The following is a 16,526-nucleotide window of genomic DNA, read 5'->3' on the forward strand; positions in this document are numbered from 1 at the left end:
TACACATGGACACTGCAACCGCCACGAGCGTGGCCCCGCGAAAGACCCCGGGGAAGGCCGCACTGGCCTCCTTCCTGGGAAGCACGCTGGAATACTACGACTTCTTCATCTACGGGACCGCGGCCGCCCTGGTCTTCCCGCACTTGTTCTTCCCGTCCGACGACCCGGCCATCGGCCTCATCGCAGCCCTGGCCACCTTTGGCGTCGCCTACGTGGCGCGGCCGGTCGGCGGGCTGGTCATGGGCCACTTCGGCGACAAACTGGGCCGCAAGAAGATCCTTCTGCTCACCCTGGGCATCATGGGCCTGGCCTCACTCGGCATCGGGTGCCTCCCCACCTACGAGCAGGTTGGCATGTGGGCCCCGATCCTGCTGGTTGCCGGACGGCTAGCCCAGGGCTTCTCCGCCGGAGCCGAATCTGCCGGCGCCTCCACTCTCACCCTGGAGCATTCACCGGAGGGAAAACGGGGCTTCTTCACCAGCTTCGTGATGACCGGCTACGCCTCCGGCATGGTCCTGGCCACGCTTGTCTTCATTCCGGTCACCGCTATGCCGCAGGACGCCATGATGAGCTGGGGTTGGCGCATCCCGTTCTGGCTCTCCATCGTGGTTCTCGCGATCGCCTACTGGGTCCGAACCCACCTGGACGAAACCCCGGTATTCGAGGAGGCCCAGGAGCACCAGAAGGTTGCCCCGATGCCGGTCAAGGAAGTCCTCAAATTCCAGGCACCGGATGTGCTGCGCGTGGTGGGCATGTCCATCATGTCCGTGATGCAGACCATCTTCACGGTCTTCGGCCTGGCCTACGCCACCTCCACGGCAGGCTTCGACCGGGCTTCCATCCTGACCGTCAATGCCATCGCGATCGGCCTGTCCATGTTCGCCATGCCGCTCGCCGCGAGGCTGTCGGACCGGATCGGTCGGCGCCCGCTGCTGCTGACCGCCGCGATCGGCTGCTCCATCACGATCTACTTGTACTTCATGGCCCTGTCCTCGGGCAACATCGTCCTGGTCTTCCTGGCCGCATTCCTGAACATCACGGTGCTGTACTCCGGCTTCAACGGCATCTGGCCCTCGTTCTTCGCCGAGCAGTTCGCCGCTCCCGTGCGCTACACCGGCATGGCGATGGGCAATCAACTCGGTTTGGTCCTGGCCGGTTTCGCCCCGATGATAGCCGGCATGTTGCTGGCTCCGGGCGTAACTGGCTGGCTCCCCGTGGCCGTATTTGGAACGGTCTGCATGCTCATCGCAGGAGCGTGTGTGTTCTATTCCCGAGAAACAGCGAAGACACCCATCCATGAACTGGGCGCCCCGTACCTCGCCGGAACGGCCCTACGCCGCGAACAGCACGCTGAGGAAAAGCTCGCAAGCCCACTCCACTAGCCTGGATCGACCAGCGCAGCGATGCGACGACGTTCGCCATCACTACATTTCCGATGCTGGGTGGGCCGCAAGGGAATTGCACTTCCAAAAGCCAGACTCTCAATTCGAGTCCGACCTTGGGGGTGCAGTTCCCTTTTCATGGCATATCCACTTGGGTTCCGGATTCCTAATGATGCCCACACATGTCCGACGGCAGACACGTACCTCCGTGCGTGCCCCGCACCCGACGCCGGAACCCTCCGGACAACACGCACAGCTAAGCACCTGACCCTTCAGCAAGCCGCCGACGCCCTCCACGTCTGGCCCACCGCCCTGTCCCGCCTGGAATGCGGACTCAGCCGGGATGATGTCTTCCACCAGCGCTACGAAACCTGGCTCAGAGAACATTGACGTGTATAGGAGCATCAATGTACACACCTCCAATTCGCCCTTCTGAGTACCCCGAACGACAAACTGCACTCCCATTGAGGGAGCGTTGCTCCGTTGGGCTGAAACGGCTTGGACTGCTCGGACCGGTCCACTCCGGCCGGGCTCCTGGGTATGTTGCCGGCAAAGGCCGGAACATTCAGCAGCTATCGGCTGACGAGATGCGAGGCAATGGTCCCCGCGCTGTCCTCCAACGAAACGTCACCGGCCGCCGCCCCACGACGCGATCAAATGCCGCATCGGTGGTGAAATCATGCCGGTAGCCGTTGATCCAGGACATCAGATCCATGAGCGTCCACGCCGTGCGCTTGTTGCCGTCGATCATCGCGGGGAACCGCGCCACCGACTCCATGAGAGCCGCCGCCCTAGTGGATAGCTGCGGATAGGCTTCCACACTCACAAGACCAGCAGGTGCACACGCCACCGGGCATCTGTGTGCAGTCTCCTTCGGAAAATGGCAGCTCAACAAAGTCTTCCCGATCCCGACAGTGTCATGTACCATTGCACATATGATGTGACACAGCCCACAGGGACTGTGTTTACCTAGTCCACACATGGAAGATCGCAATGACCCTTTCAGAAATCGCGAACGGCAAGCTCGCCCCCCGTACCGGCATCAGGCTGGACAATATCTCAAAGCGTTATGGCGACCACGTCGTCCTCGACGATGTCTCCCTGCACGTCGAACCCGGGACGGTAACGGCGCTCATTGGCCCCTCCGGCGCCGGAAAGAGCACATTCCTTCGGTGCATCAACCTCTTGGAACGGCCCGACGCCGGCACCATCCAGGTAGGCGAACACACCATTCAGCCGGGCAAAGACGTCAACGCCCGTGACCTTGCCGCGCTGCGGCGCACGGTTGGCATGGTGTTTCAGTCCTTCAACCTTTTTCCGCATATGTCCGCGCTAAAGAACATCAGCTTTCCGCAGCAGAAGGTACTCGGCCGCACCAAGGAAGAGGCCGATGAACGTTCGTTGCAGTTGCTTGAGCGGGTAGGACTGAAGGAGAAGGCAGGCCAGCACCCTGGCCGGTGCTCCGGAGGTCAGCAGCAGCGCATTGCCATCGCCCGGGCTCTGGCCCTGGACCCGGGCATCATGCTCTTCGATGAACCGACGTCAGCCCTCGACCCCGAAGTGGGGCTCGAGGTCCTGGCCGTGATGCGCGAACTGGCAGCAGATGGGATGACGATGATCGTTGTAACCCACGAGATGCAGTTCGCCCGTGACGTCTCGGACAAGCTTGTCGTGATGGCCGACTGCAAGATCATTGAGCAAGGCAATCCGCGGGCCATCATGAGCGATCCACAGGAGGCCCGTACCCGCCGCTTCCTGCGCGCCGTGCTGGAGCGCTGACATGGATGCGCTCTCCGCCGTCCTACAGGGGCTGCCCATGACCCTGGGGCTGACGCTGTCGGCGTTCGCCATCGGCATTGTGGGTGCCGTTCCCCTCGCCATCGGACTGTCATCATCAAATTTGCCGGTGAGGCTGGCCTCCCGGCTCTTCGTTGACCTTGTCCGGGGAGTGCCGATCATCGTGTGGCTGTTCCTGCTCAAGTTCGGCATCCAAATCGGCACCTTCAAGTTCAGCCCGATCAGTGCGGCCATCGCAGGCCTCGGTATTGTCTCCGTGGCCTACCTCGCCGAGATCCTTCGGGGCGGTCTGCAGTCTGTCCCCCGCGGTCAGGGCGAGGCGTCACACGCCCTGGGGCTGGCCCCGGCCGCCACGTTCTTCGGTGTGCTGGCCCCCCAAGCTTTCCGCACCGTTTCCCCGTCCATTGCGACCTATCTGACCGGCCTGCTGAAGGACTCCTCGATCGCCTCGACGATCATCGTCACCGAGATGGTGTTCCAGTCCCAGGCCTTCGCACGGCAGCACCCCACGGTCGAGGGGATCCTGCCCTACATCATCGTGGGCGTCCTCTACATCGTGCTTAGCCTGCCGGTCGCCTATCTGTCCCGTCGACTCGACTCCCGCATGAGGAAGGCCATCTACGTATGACTTGGCTTACAGAATGGGTGGGCTACCTCCCGCAAATGATGTCCGGCCTCGGCGTCAGCCTCCTGATCGCAGGCATCTCAATCCTCTTCGGCTATCCGCTGGGTCTGGGCCTCAGCCTCATGGTGACCGCCAAGAACGTGGCCGTCCGGACTCTCGGACTCGCCGTCGTCGAGATTGGCCGCGGCGCACCGGCCCTGGTGATCCTCTACCTCTTCTACTACGGACTGCCGAAGTTCGGGATCGCATTTGAGAGCATCACAGCCGCATGCCTCGCCCTCACCTGGAACTCGGCAGCGTACTCGAGCGAGATCATGCGAGCTGGACTCCAGTCCGTAGCCCGAGGACAGCAGGAGGCCTCCAGCGCCTTAGGTCTGGCGCAGCGCGACACCTTCTTCCGGGTCATCATGCCGCAAGGCATGCGGTCAGCGATCCCCGGACTCATGGGCGTCGCAATCCAGGTATTCCAGGGCACGTCGCTGGCTTACGGCATCGCCGTCCCCGAATTGATGAAGACGGCCTACAACATCGGCAGCCAAGACTTCAACTACCTGCAAATCTTCACGCTCGCTGGCCTCTGCTACGCCGCCATCTCGATGCCGGCCACGTGGATCACCGTCTTCTTCGAGAAGCGCATGGGCCGCCACGCCTGACCGTTCCACTCCAACTACTCAGCACCATCCCCAACACACCCAGGAGGAACCATGAAAACGCACCACCTCAAGACCGTCGGCATCCTGACTGCCACCGCGATCGCCCTCGGCCTCGGACTGACGGCGTGCGGCGGATCCACGAATGCGAGCACAGCGTCGTGCACACCCAAGCATTCGGGAATCCAGACCGTCACCCCGGGCAAGATCACTGTGGGCGTCATCGATATCCCGCCGTTCAGCAGCTACAACAGCGGCAAGCCCAACGGCATCGACATCGCGATCGTCAACAAGATCGCCAAGGACGAGTGCCTTGAACCGACCTACCAGCAGGCCACTTACGCGGATGCCGTCCAGTCCATTTCCGGTGGCAACATCGACCTCGCCGTCGGCACGATCGACGCAACCGAGAAGCGCCTCAAGGCTGTTGACTTCTCCGCCTCCACATATCTGGATGGCATGGGCATCGTCTCGAAGACCGGCGCGACCACCGTCGCAGACCTCGAGAAGATGAACAAGGTCGGCACGATCGACGGCTACCTGTGGGTTGAAGACCTCAAAAAGATCCTGGGCGAAAAGCTTGCCACCTACCCAAGCAGTGTCGAGCTCAAGGCCGACTTCGACGCCGGCCGACTCGACGCGGACGTCGACGCCTATGGCGTGCAGGTGCTCCAGTTCAAGGATGTCGCCGGCGTCATGGTGGCGCTTGCAAATGAGAAGCCGGACCCGCGGGTAGGGGCAATCGCCAACGCACCCGAAGCCGCTTTCCCGATGACCAAGGGCAACGAGAGCCTGCGCGAAGCGCTCGACGCCGGCATCACGGAGCAGCGCGCGGATGGCACCATCACCAAGCTCCTGACCGACGCCGGCCTGTCCGACGGGCTCGGGAAAGTTGCCTCGAAGCAGTACGTCGTTCCCGCAAGCTGACTCTTCCGACCGACCCAGGGTGCCCGGCTTCGGCCCGGCACCACATTTAAAACCACCTGTGCAATGTCACATGGTAGACTAGCTGTGAGGCTGCTCACGGCAATACAAAGCGGCGCCGCGTGTGCCCCACGAAAGGACATCATCATGACCGAAACCCGCAAGCCGTGGCACGGCGTACTCGTCGCGACAGCACTGCCGTTCAACGACGACCTGAGCATCGACTACGACGCCTATGCCGAGCATGTCCGGTTCCTGGCCAGTGCAGGCTGCGACGGCGTAGCCCCCAACGGCTCCCTGGGCGAATACCAGACCCTGAGCGAGGAAGAGCGCGCCCGCGTGATCACGACGGCGGTCGAGGCGGCGCCCGAGGGCTTCACCGTTATGGCAGGAGTCGGCGCCTACGGCGGGCTGCAGACGCTGAAGTGGGCGGAGCAGGCCGCCGAGGCTGGAGCCACCTCGCTGATGCTGCTCCCTCCGAACGCCTACCGGGCCAACGACGACGAAGTGGTGGACCACTACCGCCGCGCTGCGGCCGTCGGGCTGCCCATCGTGGCATACAACAACCCCATCGACACCAAGGTAGACCTCACCCCGCAGCTCATTGCCCGTCTTCACGGCGAAGGCCTCATTGTCGGCGTCAAGGAATTCACCGGCGATGTGCGCCGCGCCTACGAAATCAAGGAGCTCGCACCCGAGGTCGATTTGCTCATCGGAACGGACGACACAGTAGTCGAGATGGGCCTGGCCGGTGCCGTCGGTTGGGTGTCCGGCTACCCCAACGCAATTCCGGAGTCCACCCTCGAGCTCTACCGGCTCTCCACCTCAGGCGATCTCTCGGATCTGGTGCGCGCCCGTGAGATCTACCGTGACCTGCACTCCCTGCTGCGCTGGGACAGCAAGACGGAATTCGTCCAGTCCATCAAGCTGTCCATGGACGTCGTGGGCCTGCGCGGAGGCGTCTGCCGGCCGCCGCGGGGACCGCTCACCGCAGCTGTGCGCGACGCCGTCATCCGCGACACCAAGGCGGCCCTCGCCAAGGGCTACAAGTAACCGCAGGTCCACGCCAGATTCCAGGCCACGCCTGCTTCCCGGTGCGGCACCACGTGCCGCACCGGGAACCGACACCACAGGATCCCAAGGAGTAACCGATGAGAACCAACCGCATTTTCCACGCCGTGGACTCGCATACCGAGGGCATGCCCACGCGCGTCATCACGGGCGGCATCGGGACGATCCCCGGCGCCACCATGGCGGAGCGCCGCCTGTGGTTCATGGAGCACAGCGATTGGATCCGCACCCTCCTCATGACCGAGCCGCGCGGCCACGCTTCCATGAGCGGGGCAATCCTCCAACCGCCAACGCGGCCGGATGCGGACTTCGGCGTCCTCTTCATTGAAGTGTCCGGGCTCCTGCCCATGTGCGGGCACGGCACTATCGGCGTCGCGACCGTGCTGGTGGAGACCGGAATGGTCGAGGTGCTCGAGCCGGTCACCACCGTACGACTGGACACCCCGGCTGGCCTCGTGATCGCCGAGGTATCTGTCGAGGACGGGAGGGCGGCGTCGGTCACGCTGCGCAACGTCCCTTCCTTCGTGGACCGGCTCGATGCCACGGTAGAAGTCCCCGGCTTCGGCCCCGTAGCCTATGACTTGGCCTTCGGCGGAAACTTCTATGCGATCGTAGACCTTGACAGCCTGGGACTGCCCTTTGAGCGCTCGCGCAAGGATGACATCCTCAAGGCTGGCCTGGAGATCATGGACGCTATTAACGCCGCGGACGAACCCGTGCACCCCGAGCGTGCGGACATCCGTGGCTGCCACCACGTCTACCTCAAGGCCCCAGGCTCCACCGCCGAGCACTCCCGCCACGCCATGGCCATCCATCCCGGCTGGTTCGACCGCTCCCCCTGCGGCACTGGCACCAGCGCCAGGATGGCTCAGCTTCACGCCCGCGGCGAGCTCGCCCTGGGCGCCGACTTCGTCAACGAGTCCTACATCGGTTCGCGCTTCACCGGCCGACTGATCGAAGAGACCGAGGTGGCCGGCCGCCCGGCAGTTGTCCCAACAGTGACAGGCAGTGCCTGGCTAACCGGCACGGCCCAGTACTTCCTGGACCCCACCGATCCTTTCCCCGCGGGGTTCCTGCTGTGAGTCCTCTCTACTTTGATGCGGCGGCCGKGCGCMCGGCCGCCCCGTGGGCTACAGCGATCGCGGCCCTGGAGCGTGCTCTCCGGAACGGCGTGAATCCGGAGGAGGACAGCCCGAGGCTCTTCAGCCCAGCCCCGGGCGGGGAGTTTCTCCTCATGCCAGCAGTCGGCCACAGCTACAGCGGCATCAAGGCCCTCACCGTTGCCCCGGGCAACCCCGCGCGCGGACTGGAGAAGATCCAGGGCATCTATCTCCTCGTCGACTCCGACACCCTGGCGCCATTGGCTGTGATGGACGGCAACGAACTCACCGCGGTCCGCACGCCCGCCACGACGCTCCTGGCCGTAAAACACATCCTGGGCGCCTCGCCCGCCGACACCCCCGAGGCTCCCCGTGTGCTCGTGTTCGGCGCCGGAACCCAGGCGCTCAACCACATTCGCGCGGCGCACGCGGTCATCCCTGGTGCAATGTTTGCAGTGGTTGGCCAGCGCTCCGAGCGCGTGCGGACGCTCATAGCGCAGCTCACCGCCGAGGACATCGAGGTCCGCCCGGGAACCGTCGCGGAGGTACCCGCCGCGGACATCGTGCTGTGCACGACTTCTTCGCGCACTCCGCTCTTCGACGGCAATCTGGTGGCCCCCGGGGCCGTGGTCGCCGCGGTGGGTCAGCACGGGCTGGACGCGCGCGAGGTCGACTCCGCACTCGTGCGCCGCAGCGACGTCGTCGTGGAGGGACGAGCATCGGCCTGGCGCGAGGCCGGAGACCTCATCCCGGCCCGTACCGTCCAGGAGTGGGAAGCCATCTGTCCCGCCAACCTTCAAGATCTGGTTACTGGACGGTTCAATCGCACGCCCGGCCGCCCCTGCCTGTACACCGGTGTTGGCATGGCATGGGAAGACCTCGTCACGGCCGCCGTCGTGTATGAAGGAGGCACCACGCCATGAAGACCGCACAAGGAGCTCACACTGTGTTTGCCAATAACGAAGTCCCGATAGCACCGCTCGGCCGCCAGTACAGCCTCCGCGAGTCCGTCACTGAGTCTCTGCGCACCGCCATCATCGCCGGCACGCTCAAGGAAGGCACCCTGTACTCGGCGCCCGCCCTGGCCGCGGCCTTCGGTGTCTCAGCCACGCCCGTGCGGGAAGCCATGATGGACCTGACCCGTGAAGGCCTGGTCGAGACGATGAAGAACAAGGGATTCCGCATCACCAGCATGAGCGACCGTGAGCTCGACGAGATCACAGAGATCCGGCTGCTCCTTGAGCCTCCGGTGATGGCGGACATTGCCGGGACGATCCCGCCCTCAGGCATCGTGGCACTTCGCTCGATGGCGGACGCCATCGTCGACGCCGCGCGCGAAGGGGACCTGACCAAGTACCTGGCTGCTGACCGCGATTTCCATGCCGAGCTTCTACGTTTCGCCGGCAACAACCAGCTCGTTGAGCTCGCGACGAGTCTTCGCGTGCGCACCCGGATGTACGGTCTCAAAACGCTGAGCGAGAGCAACCGCCTGGCCGACTCGGCCCAAGAACACCATGAGCTGCTCAACCTCATTGAATCAGGCGACGGAGCTGCGGCACGCGAGTTCATGCGCCGCCACATCGGCCATGCCCGCGGCATCTGGGCAACAGGCGAGCACGAAGAACCACACCAGGGGCAACAGCCATGAACGCAGCCAGCGACGTACTCGTCATTGGCGCCGGAGTCATCGGTGCTGCCACTGCCTACTTCGCCGCACAACAAGGCCTGACCGTCACAGTCCTGGACAAGGGCCTGCCGGCCAGCGGCACTTCCTCCGCATGCGAGGGGAACATCCTCGTCTCGGACAAGGAACTCGGCCCCGAACTCGAACTGACACGCTACTCCCTCGGGGTCTGGCATGGAGACCTCAGCGAACACAAGAAGCTCTGGGAGTTTGAGTCCAAGGGCGGAATCATAGTGGCCTCCCGCGAAAGCAGTCTCGCATCCCTTCACCGCATCATGACTATCCAGACCGGCTACGGCGTCGCCGTCGAGGAGCTCGACCGCGACGCGCTCCGGGAAGCCGAACCACATATTTCCCCCAAGGCCCTTGGTGGGGCCAGCTACCCTGAGGACTGCCAGGTCCAGCCGATGCTCGTCGCGGCCCACCTCGTCCGGCTTGCAACCGAGGCCGGGGCGCGCTTCTTGGCCGAGACGCCCGTGACCGGGTTCCTGCGCAGCGGGGACCGCGTCACCGGCGTGCGGACCACTCGCGGTGACTTCGCCGCTGGTGCCGTCGTGAACTGCACCGGCACCTGGGCGGGGGAACTCGCCGCCCTGGCCGGCGTCAACGTTCCGGTCTTGCCCAGACGAGGGTTCGTCTTGGTCACCGAGCCGCTCCCGCCGATGGTCCACCACAAAGTCTATGCGGCGGAATACATCGACAACGTAGGCAGTTCAGACGCCGGGCTGCAGGCTTCGCCGGTGGTTGAGAGCACCCCCGGGGGAACCATCCTGATCGGCTCGACGCGGGAGCGCGTGGGCTTTGACCGTTCGGTGAGCACCAGCGCACTGCGCCTGCTTGCCCGCGACGCGACCGCTCTCTTCCCTTTTCTTGAAGACGTCAAGGCCATCCGCCACTACCACGGCTTCCGCCCATACTGCCCGGACCATCTGCCAGTGATCGGACACGATGAGCGCGCCCCCGGGCTATGGCACGCCGCCGGGCATGAGGGCGCCGGCATCGGCCTGTCCGCCGGAACCGGCAAGCTCCTGGCCCAGGCCCTCGCCGGCCAGTCCCCGGATCTAGACCTTTCCCCCTTCGCGCCGGCCCGCTTCGGCTCGCCGGCCGATCCCACCCCGACACATCACCAGGAGGCTACCGCATGAGCACCCAGGCACAGAGCGCGGCAGAGACGCCCGGCGGGTCCACCGATGAACTAACCCTCCACTTCGACGGCCGCCCGCTCAAGGCTGTACCTGGCCAGAGCGTCGGCGCCGCCCTGGCCGGCCATGGCATCACCGCCTGGCGGAGCACGCGCAAGGGAGAGAGGCCGCGGGGGCTATTCTGCGGAATCGGCGTGTGCTTCGACTGCCTTGTCACCGTCAACGGCGCAGCCAACCAGCGTGCGTGCCTCGTTGAAGTAAGTGATGGCATGCAGATTGACGGCTCATACCCTCATGCTGAGGGAGGCCGTCCGTGAGCCCTGGCGAGGCTGGCAGCCTCGTAAAGGCTGACGTAGCCGTCGTGGGCGCCGGACCCGCCGGCCTGGCCGCGGCCGTCGCGGCCGCCGAGGCAGGTGCCCTGGTCGCAGTTGTGGACGCCGGCGCCCAGCCGGGCGGGCAGTTCTGGCGTCATCGCCCCGAGACCGTAGTGCCGGAGCCAGACGGTGCCGGGCACCATGGCTGGCGCAAATACGTTGACCTCCGTGCCCGCTTCGACACGGCGCGCCGTCGTGGGCAAATCACCTATCTTCCCGGCCTTCAGGTCTGGATGCCGGAGAAGAACGATGCCGGCTTCACCCTGCGCACGACGCCAACTGTGGCCGGGGCAAGATCCGGAGACGCGTCCGGAAACGGCCCAGCGGGCGCCGGCGTCGGCGTCGGGCGGACAGTCGTCGCGCGCCGTCTGGTGCTGTGCCCGGGAGGCTACGACCGGCAGCTGCCGGTCCCCGGCTGGGAGCTGCCCGGGGTCATGGCCGCCGGAGGCATCCAGGCCTTCCTGAAAGGAAACGGAACACTGCCAGGTGGCAGATTCGTCGTCGCCGGCACCGGCCCGTTCCTGCTCCCGGTGGCGGCCGGAATCGCGGAAGCCGGCGGCCAGGTCCTTGCTGTGCTCGAGTCCTCCTCCCCGACAGCATGGCTGCCGCATCTGCGCGCGGCCGCCCGAGTTCCCGAGAAGGCCCTTGAAGGGGCCGAGTACGCAGCAGTGTTTGCCCGGCACCGGATCCCGTACCGCACCCGCAGCATCGTCACCGAGATCCTCGGCCAGGACCGTGCCTCAGGGGTGCGGACGGCCAAGGTCGATGCCGGCGGCAGGGTCCGCCCCGGCACCGAACGCGTCTACGACGACGTCGATGTGGTCGGCTTCGGCTGGGGCTTCACTCCCCAGATGGAACTGCCCGTAGCCCTCGGGGCCGGTACCAGGCTCGACGCCGATGGCTCCCTTGTCGGCATCGTCGATGAGCGTCAGGAGTCCAGCATCCCCGGCCTGTTCCTGGCGGGGGAAGTAACCGGCGTGGGAGGGGCATCCCTGGCCGTATTTGAAGGTCTCACGGCAGGCGCGGCGGCAGCCCGGGAGCCCGGCGCGAGGGCCTACGCCGAACCGTCCCGCGCCGCACGCCATCGGCGCTTCGCCGAGGCCATGCACAGGGCCCACCCGGTGCCCGCCGCTTGGCAGGAATGGCTCACACCTGACACGACCGTGTGCCGGTGCGAGGAGGTCACGGCCGGCCAGATCACCGAGGCCCGGGAAACGGTTGAGGCCCACGACAGCCGCAGCCTAAAATCCTTCACCCGTGCCGGCATGGGCTGGTGCCAGGGCAGGGTCTGCGGTTTCGCGGCAGCCTGTCTTGGAGCCGGGCCGGGTGCTACGGCCTCCGCCCAGTCCCTGAATGACGCCGCCAAGAGACCGCTCGGCGCGCCCGTCAGCATCGGCGAACTCGCCTCCCTCGAAATTGCAGACAACTGAATCGCACACCACAGAACCCCGTCCCGGAAGGACACCGCACATGACCGCGATCGCCCCCGCCATAGTAGCGCCCACCACCGCTGCGGAACTTGAGTCGCTCCTCGCCGCGGCGCATAAGGCCGCCGCGCCGCTCGCGGCCTTGCACCCGGCCGAACGCGCCACCCTGCTCGACAGCGTGGCAGACGCCCTCGACGCAGCGGCAGACGAGCTGATCCCGGTGGCCGAACGCGAGACCCACCTGCCCGAGGCCCGGCTCCGGGGCGAGCTGAAGCGCACCACCTTCCAGCTGCGCCTCTTCGGAGAGGTGCTCCGAGATGGCGCCTACCTGGACGCCCGTGTCGACCACGCCGACGCCGACTGGCCCATGGGCGCGCCGCGGCCCGACCTGCGCCGCATGCTGGTGCCCTTGGGCCCGATCGTCGTGTTCGCGGCCAGCAACTTTCCCTTCGCGTTTTCGGTGGCAGGCGGCGACACCGCCTCCGCCCTTGCCGCGGGCAGTCCGGTGCTGCTCAAGGCCCATTCCGGGCACCCGGGTCTCTCCCGGATGACCGGCGAGGTGGTCACCACTGCCCTCAGCGCTGCGGGAGCACCAGTGGGCGCGTTCGCTCTGATCACCGGTACCGCCGCGGGCTCCACGGCGTTGCGGGACGCCCGGGTCAAAGCCGGAGCCTTCACCGGCTCCATCCCCGGCGGACGGGCACTCTTCGACATCGCAAGCTCCCGGCCCGAACCGATCCCCTTCTTCGGCGAGCTGGGCAGCAACAACCCGGCATTCGTCACCAAGGCCGCAGCCGAGGAACGTTGCGCGGAGATCGCGGAAGGGTTCCTTGGGTCCTTCACCCTGGGTGCCGGGCAGTTCTGCACCAAGCCCGGCATGCTGTTCGTCCCTGCCGGCTCGGGTGTCGTGGAGGCACTGCGTACTGCCACCCTGCCGCCTTCCGCTCCACTGCTCAACGAACGGATCCAGTCCGGCTACGCCGCGGTGCTCGCTGGCCTGCAGGACAACCCCCGCATCGACGTCCTGGCCCAGGGCCCTACGCCTCTGGCCGCCCCTCCCGGCCCTACCATCCTGCTCACAACAGCCGCGGACGTGCTTGCTGAGCCGCAAACGCTCCAGACCGAATGCTTCGGCCCGGCGGCCGTCGTTGTGACATACGACGACGAATCTCAGCTCCCGGAACTCGCCGAGACCTTCGAAGGGCAGCTGACCGCCACGATTCAGGGCATGGAATCCTGCAATGTTGCAGACCTGGTAGAAGTCCTCGCCCGCAAGGCCGGGCGCGTGGTCTGGAACCAGTGGCCCACAGGCGTCTCGGTCACCTACGCCCAGCAGCACGGCGGTCCCTATCCGGCCACGACCGCTGTGGGCAGTACTTCCGTCGGCACCGCCGCAATCGAACGCTTCCTCCGACCCGTCGCGTACCAGGGCTTCCCGCAGCAGCTGCTGCCCGACGCCCTGCGCGAGGAAAACCCGCTCGGACTGCCGCGCCTCGTAGACGGCCGCCGGAACGGGTAGCCGCACCAAGCCATCAGCATTCAATGGATGGCGGAGTGCGCCACCTTACACATCGGGCCACCCTGCAGGGATACCCAATGGACGTCCAAAAACACCGGGCACGGAGCCGGCCCTCTTCCTCTGCACGAGCATCGCGAAAGGGACTGACTGATGATTGCTTCAAACTGGCTGCACGCGGCCACCTCGCAGCTTGCGCGCTGGCGCCGACCGCGGGCCAGCCCGGGACAAGAGATCCTTAGGCAACGCCTCGATGGCGATGACCCCTTCTGGTGGATACTCGCCGGCGGGACCCACGTTCCGGGATTCGGTGCCCATGCTGGAAAGCAGCCGGGGAACGGAGTGCCCGTCCCCCGCAAAGATCGCCGGTGAAGTTGGTGCGGGCCGTTCAACCAGTTCCAAACAAACAATTCGCTGCAACAACAAGAACACCACAAATGCGGGACGGGCCCCTGTGCCCCGCATTGAGGTGGAGATGGGAAGCAAATTCATATGACTTCAACAGACGCCACCACCCGTTCCATGCCCGCACCCCTTGGGCAGGACCCCCGGCTGCCGAAGCTGGCCAACGTGCCGGCGTTCACCGAATATATGCGACAGGGTTGGGCCACGCCGGACCGGACCCCGCCCGTCGTGGCCGGGGCGGCTGCGGCTGCAGCGGAGCACCGGGTCCGGGCCTCCGAGGCGTTCCGCGGGCGGGTGCTGGTCATCGGCGCCGGCAACGCCCCGGTCCGGGCCAATGACACCTACTACGATTTCCGTCCCGACTCCGATTTCTACTGGCTGACCGGGGCCTCCATTGAAGGCGCTGTGCTGGTCATGGTGCCCTCCGGCGCCTCCCACGACGCCACGCTGTTCATCCCGGCCCCGCTCTACGCGGACACCTCCGGCTTCTTCACCAATGCCGCACACGGCGAAATGTGGGTGGGCTCGGCCCCAAACTTCTCCGACTGGGCCGATGCGCTCTCCCTGCCCGTCAAGCCGCTGGCCGAGCTGGACGCCGGCATCTCCGCCGCCCAGCGGGCCGGGTCCGCGGCACTGGCCGCCGGGGCCGTGCCGGCCGATGTGTGCAGCCGCCACGGCATCGACGCCGGCGCCGAGTTGGGCAGGGTGCTCTCCACCCTGCGCATGGTGAAGGACGACTGGGAGATTGCCCAGCTGCGCGAAGCCGTTGACCACACGGTTGACGGCTTTGCCGCCGTCGTCCGCGAGGTCCCCACCGCCATCAAGCGGGGCGGGGAACGCTGGCTGCAGGGCACCTTTGACCGCCACGCCCGCACCCACGGCAACGGCGTCGGCTACGCCACAATTGTCGGCAGCGGCAAGCACGCCCCCACCCTGCACTGGGTGCGGTGCGACGGCCCCGTCCTGGAGGACGAGGTGCTGCTGCTGGACATGGGTGTGGAAACCAACAGTTTCTACACTGCCGACGTCACGCGGACCTTCCCGGGTTCGGGTACGTTCAGTCCCGTCCAGCGCCAGGTCCACGACCTCGTGGAAAAGTCGCACCGGGCCGGGCTGGCCCAGGTGGGGCCGGGCAGGTACTTTGCCGACTTCCACCAGGCATGCATGGAGGTCATCGCCAACGGCCTGCACGACTGGGGCCTGCTGCCGGTCTCCGTGGACGAGGCGCTGTCCCCGGCGGGCCAGCACCACCGCCGCTACCTGGTGTGCGGTGTGGGCCACCACCTGGGCCTGGACTGCCACGACTGCGCGCAGTCCAGCTACGAAAGCTACCAGGGTGCCCCGATGGTGCCGGGCATGGTGCTGACGGTGGAGCCGGGGCTGTACTTCCACGGACACGACCTCACCGTGCCACCGGAACTGCGCGGCATCGGTGTCCGGCTGGAGGACGACATTGTGGTGACAGCGTCCGGTTCCGACGTCATCTCCGACGCCCTGCCGCTGGATGCCACAGGAATTGAAGCATGGATGAAGTTGGCACAGCAAACCTCAGGTTCACGGTAGCTCCGCAACATCGTGAAGACCCAAGTGCCGGAGTGAGCTGCCGCGGAGATCTCGGACGGTAGGCCCTCATGAAATGGGGGCCTACCGAAAGTAGAGATCAGCATGACCGCACCTAGGCGATTTACCCAGGAGTTCAAGGGCGAGCTGTGCCGCGAGGTGATCAACACGTCCGAGCCGGTCAAGGACGTGGCCACCGTGTACAGTGTCGCCCCGAGAGGCTCCGCAACTGGCTGATCAAGTAAGTAGAATCCAGGGAAGTATCTCATGGAATCTAAATGCCTCTGACCTGCGGAAACACTGTGCCCGAGGTGGGACTCGAACTGCATTCCCTCCCCCGCAAACCCTGGGAAGTCCCGGAAACATGCGGAATCCGGCCCGATCCGACCCCGGTACAGCCCGGTCCGAAGCCCAGGGTGTGCACATTGTGCACACCCTCCTTTTGCCCACTTCGGCGCCCCCCCCAACCCAAGGGCCACATATGCCTGGGACCAATCCCAATGGCCAGTACGCTCGTCCAGCGATGATAATCCGTCCTCCCCGATCGGTGTGACGGGTTTCCCCCGGTGCGAGAATGTCTGCATGCTCACCTTCCTGGAGACTGAACGACTTCTGCTCCGGCAGTTCACTCCGGACGATGCCGGACTACTTGTGGAACTGGACAGCGATCCGCGCGTGATGCGGTACATCACCGGCGGTATCCCCACCCCCCGGGGCGAGATAGAAGGCGACTTCCTCCCGGCATTCCTCGACTACTATCAGCGCTTTCCCGGCTACGGGTTCTGGGCCGCGCTCGAGAAGACGACCGGGGAATTCCTCGGCTGGTTCCACTTCCGGCCGGGCCCCGACGATCCACAAGATCAGCCGGA

General features: G+C 65.7%; 16 protein-coding genes and 1 pseudogene. 16 read left to right on the forward strand and 1 reads right to left on the reverse strand.

Going from position 1 to position 16,526, the window contains the following annotated elements; genetic code table 11:
• Nucleotides 1-5: 5 nt before the first annotated feature.
• Nucleotides 6-1,382, forward strand: a complete 1,377-nt coding sequence (locus AC1DXI_RS10165; RefSeq protein ID WP_476938498.1) for an MFS transporter — start codon at nt 6-8, stop codon at nt 1,380-1,382.
• Nucleotides 1,383-1,947: 565 nt separating this feature from the next.
• Here the strand turns inward: AC1DXI_RS10165 and AC1DXI_RS10170 are convergent.
• A complete protein-coding gene (locus AC1DXI_RS10170) occupies nt 1,948-2,364 on the reverse strand; it encodes a Fic family protein (protein ID WP_476938515.1) in 417 nt (138 codons plus the stop codon).
• A gap of 11 nt (nt 2,365-2,375) precedes the next feature.
• Between AC1DXI_RS10170 and AC1DXI_RS10175 the strand changes: the two genes are divergently transcribed.
• The 15 genes and pseudogenes from AC1DXI_RS10175 to AC1DXI_RS10245 form a co-directional block, all read left to right on the forward strand.
• Nucleotides 2,376-3,161: an amino acid ABC transporter ATP-binding protein gene (locus AC1DXI_RS10175; protein WP_476938499.1), complete on the forward strand. Its 786-nt coding sequence runs from the start codon at nt 2,376-2,378 to the stop codon at nt 3,159-3,161.
• Nucleotide 3,162: 1 nt separating this feature from the next.
• A complete protein-coding gene (locus AC1DXI_RS10180; protein WP_476938500.1) occupies nt 3,163-3,807 on the forward strand; it encodes an amino acid ABC transporter permease in 645 nt (214 codons plus the stop codon).
• A complete protein-coding gene (locus AC1DXI_RS10185) occupies nt 3,804-4,457 on the forward strand; it encodes an amino acid ABC transporter permease (protein WP_476938501.1) in 654 nt (217 codons plus the stop codon). Before AC1DXI_RS10180 ends, AC1DXI_RS10185 begins: the two co-directional genes overlap by 4 nt.
• Before the next feature lie 51 nt (nt 4,458-4,508).
• Entirely contained in the window at nt 4,509-5,381 is an 873-nt protein-coding gene (locus AC1DXI_RS10190; RefSeq protein WP_476938502.1) for a substrate-binding periplasmic protein, read from the forward strand.
• A gap of 144 nt (nt 5,382-5,525) precedes the next feature.
• Entirely contained in the window at nt 5,526-6,431 is a 906-nt protein-coding gene (locus tag AC1DXI_RS10195; protein WP_476938503.1) for a dihydrodipicolinate synthase family protein, read from the forward strand.
• A gap of 98 nt (nt 6,432-6,529) precedes the next feature.
• Nucleotides 6,530-7,531: a proline racemase family protein gene (locus AC1DXI_RS10200; protein WP_476938504.1), complete on the forward strand. Its 1,002-nt coding sequence runs from the start codon at nt 6,530-6,532 to the stop codon at nt 7,529-7,531.
• Nucleotides 7,528-8,472: an ornithine cyclodeaminase family protein gene (locus AC1DXI_RS10205; RefSeq protein ID WP_476938505.1), complete on the forward strand. Its 945-nt coding sequence runs from the start codon at nt 7,528-7,530 to the stop codon at nt 8,470-8,472. Before AC1DXI_RS10200 ends, AC1DXI_RS10205 begins: the two co-directional genes overlap by 4 nt.
• A 23-nt stretch (nt 8,473-8,495) precedes the next feature.
• A complete protein-coding gene (locus AC1DXI_RS10210) occupies nt 8,496-9,197 on the forward strand; it encodes a GntR family transcriptional regulator (RefSeq protein ID WP_476938506.1) in 702 nt (233 codons plus the stop codon).
• On the forward strand, nt 9,194-10,378 hold the full coding sequence (locus AC1DXI_RS10215) for an NAD(P)/FAD-dependent oxidoreductase (RefSeq protein WP_476938507.1): 1,185 nt from the start codon (nt 9,194-9,196) through the stop codon (nt 10,376-10,378). Before AC1DXI_RS10210 ends, AC1DXI_RS10215 begins: the two co-directional genes overlap by 4 nt.
• Nucleotides 10,375-10,692, forward strand: coding sequence for a (2Fe-2S)-binding protein (locus tag AC1DXI_RS10220; protein ID WP_476938508.1), 318 nt, complete (start codon nt 10,375-10,377; stop codon nt 10,690-10,692). Before AC1DXI_RS10215 ends, AC1DXI_RS10220 begins: the two co-directional genes overlap by 4 nt.
• A complete protein-coding gene (locus AC1DXI_RS10225; protein ID WP_476938509.1) occupies nt 10,689-12,179 on the forward strand; it encodes an FAD-dependent oxidoreductase in 1,491 nt (496 codons plus the stop codon). Before AC1DXI_RS10220 ends, AC1DXI_RS10225 begins: the two co-directional genes overlap by 4 nt.
• Before the next feature lie 40 nt (nt 12,180-12,219).
• Complete coding sequence (locus AC1DXI_RS10230; RefSeq protein WP_476938510.1) at nt 12,220-13,695, forward strand: aldehyde dehydrogenase (NADP(+)); 1,476 nt, start codon at nt 12,220-12,222, stop codon at nt 13,693-13,695.
• 489 nt (nt 13,696-14,184) lie between these two features.
• Complete coding sequence (locus AC1DXI_RS10235; protein ID WP_476938511.1) at nt 14,185-15,660, forward strand: aminopeptidase P family protein; 1,476 nt, start codon at nt 14,185-14,187, stop codon at nt 15,658-15,660.
• 102 nt (nt 15,661-15,762) lie between these two features.
• Nucleotides 15,763-15,899, forward strand: a pseudogene (locus tag AC1DXI_RS10240) (transposase); the annotation flags it as partial.
• 340 nt (nt 15,900-16,239) lie between these two features.
• The coding region (locus AC1DXI_RS10245) for a GNAT family N-acetyltransferase (RefSeq protein WP_476938512.1) at nt 16,240-16,526 on the forward strand (287 nt) is incomplete at its 3' end.

The sequence above is a fragment of the Arthrobacter sp. P1_H7 genome (assembly GCF_056405215.1).

Excerpts from the sequence above, each read along its gene's own strand:
- AC1DXI_RS10165 (WP_476938498.1), top strand. The coding sequence starts at position 6 with ATGGACACTGCAACCGCCACGAGCGTGGCCCCGCGAAAGACCCCGGGG.
- AC1DXI_RS10170 (WP_476938515.1), bottom strand. The coding sequence starts at position 2,364 with ATGTGTGGACTAGGTAAACACAGTCCCTGTGGGCTGTGTCACATCATA.
- AC1DXI_RS10175 (WP_476938499.1), top strand. The coding sequence starts at position 2,376 with ATGACCCTTTCAGAAATCGCGAACGGCAAGCTCGCCCCCCGTACCGGC.
- AC1DXI_RS10180 (WP_476938500.1), top strand. The coding sequence starts at position 3,163 with ATGGATGCGCTCTCCGCCGTCCTACAGGGGCTGCCCATGACCCTGGGG.
- AC1DXI_RS10185 (WP_476938501.1), top strand. The coding sequence starts at position 3,804 with ATGACTTGGCTTACAGAATGGGTGGGCTACCTCCCGCAAATGATGTCC.
- AC1DXI_RS10190 (WP_476938502.1), top strand. The coding sequence starts at position 4,509 with ATGAAAACGCACCACCTCAAGACCGTCGGCATCCTGACTGCCACCGCG.
- AC1DXI_RS10195 (WP_476938503.1), top strand. The coding sequence starts at position 5,526 with ATGACCGAAACCCGCAAGCCGTGGCACGGCGTACTCGTCGCGACAGCA.
- AC1DXI_RS10200 (WP_476938504.1), top strand. The coding sequence starts at position 6,530 with ATGAGAACCAACCGCATTTTCCACGCCGTGGACTCGCATACCGAGGGC.
- AC1DXI_RS10215 (WP_476938507.1), top strand. The coding sequence starts at position 9,194 with ATGAACGCAGCCAGCGACGTACTCGTCATTGGCGCCGGAGTCATCGGT.
- AC1DXI_RS10220 (WP_476938508.1), top strand. The coding sequence starts at position 10,375 with ATGAGCACCCAGGCACAGAGCGCGGCAGAGACGCCCGGCGGGTCCACC.
- AC1DXI_RS10230 (WP_476938510.1), top strand. The coding sequence starts at position 12,220 with ATGACCGCGATCGCCCCCGCCATAGTAGCGCCCACCACCGCTGCGGAA.
- AC1DXI_RS10235 (WP_476938511.1), top strand. The coding sequence starts at position 14,185 with ATGACTTCAACAGACGCCACCACCCGTTCCATGCCCGCACCCCTTGGG.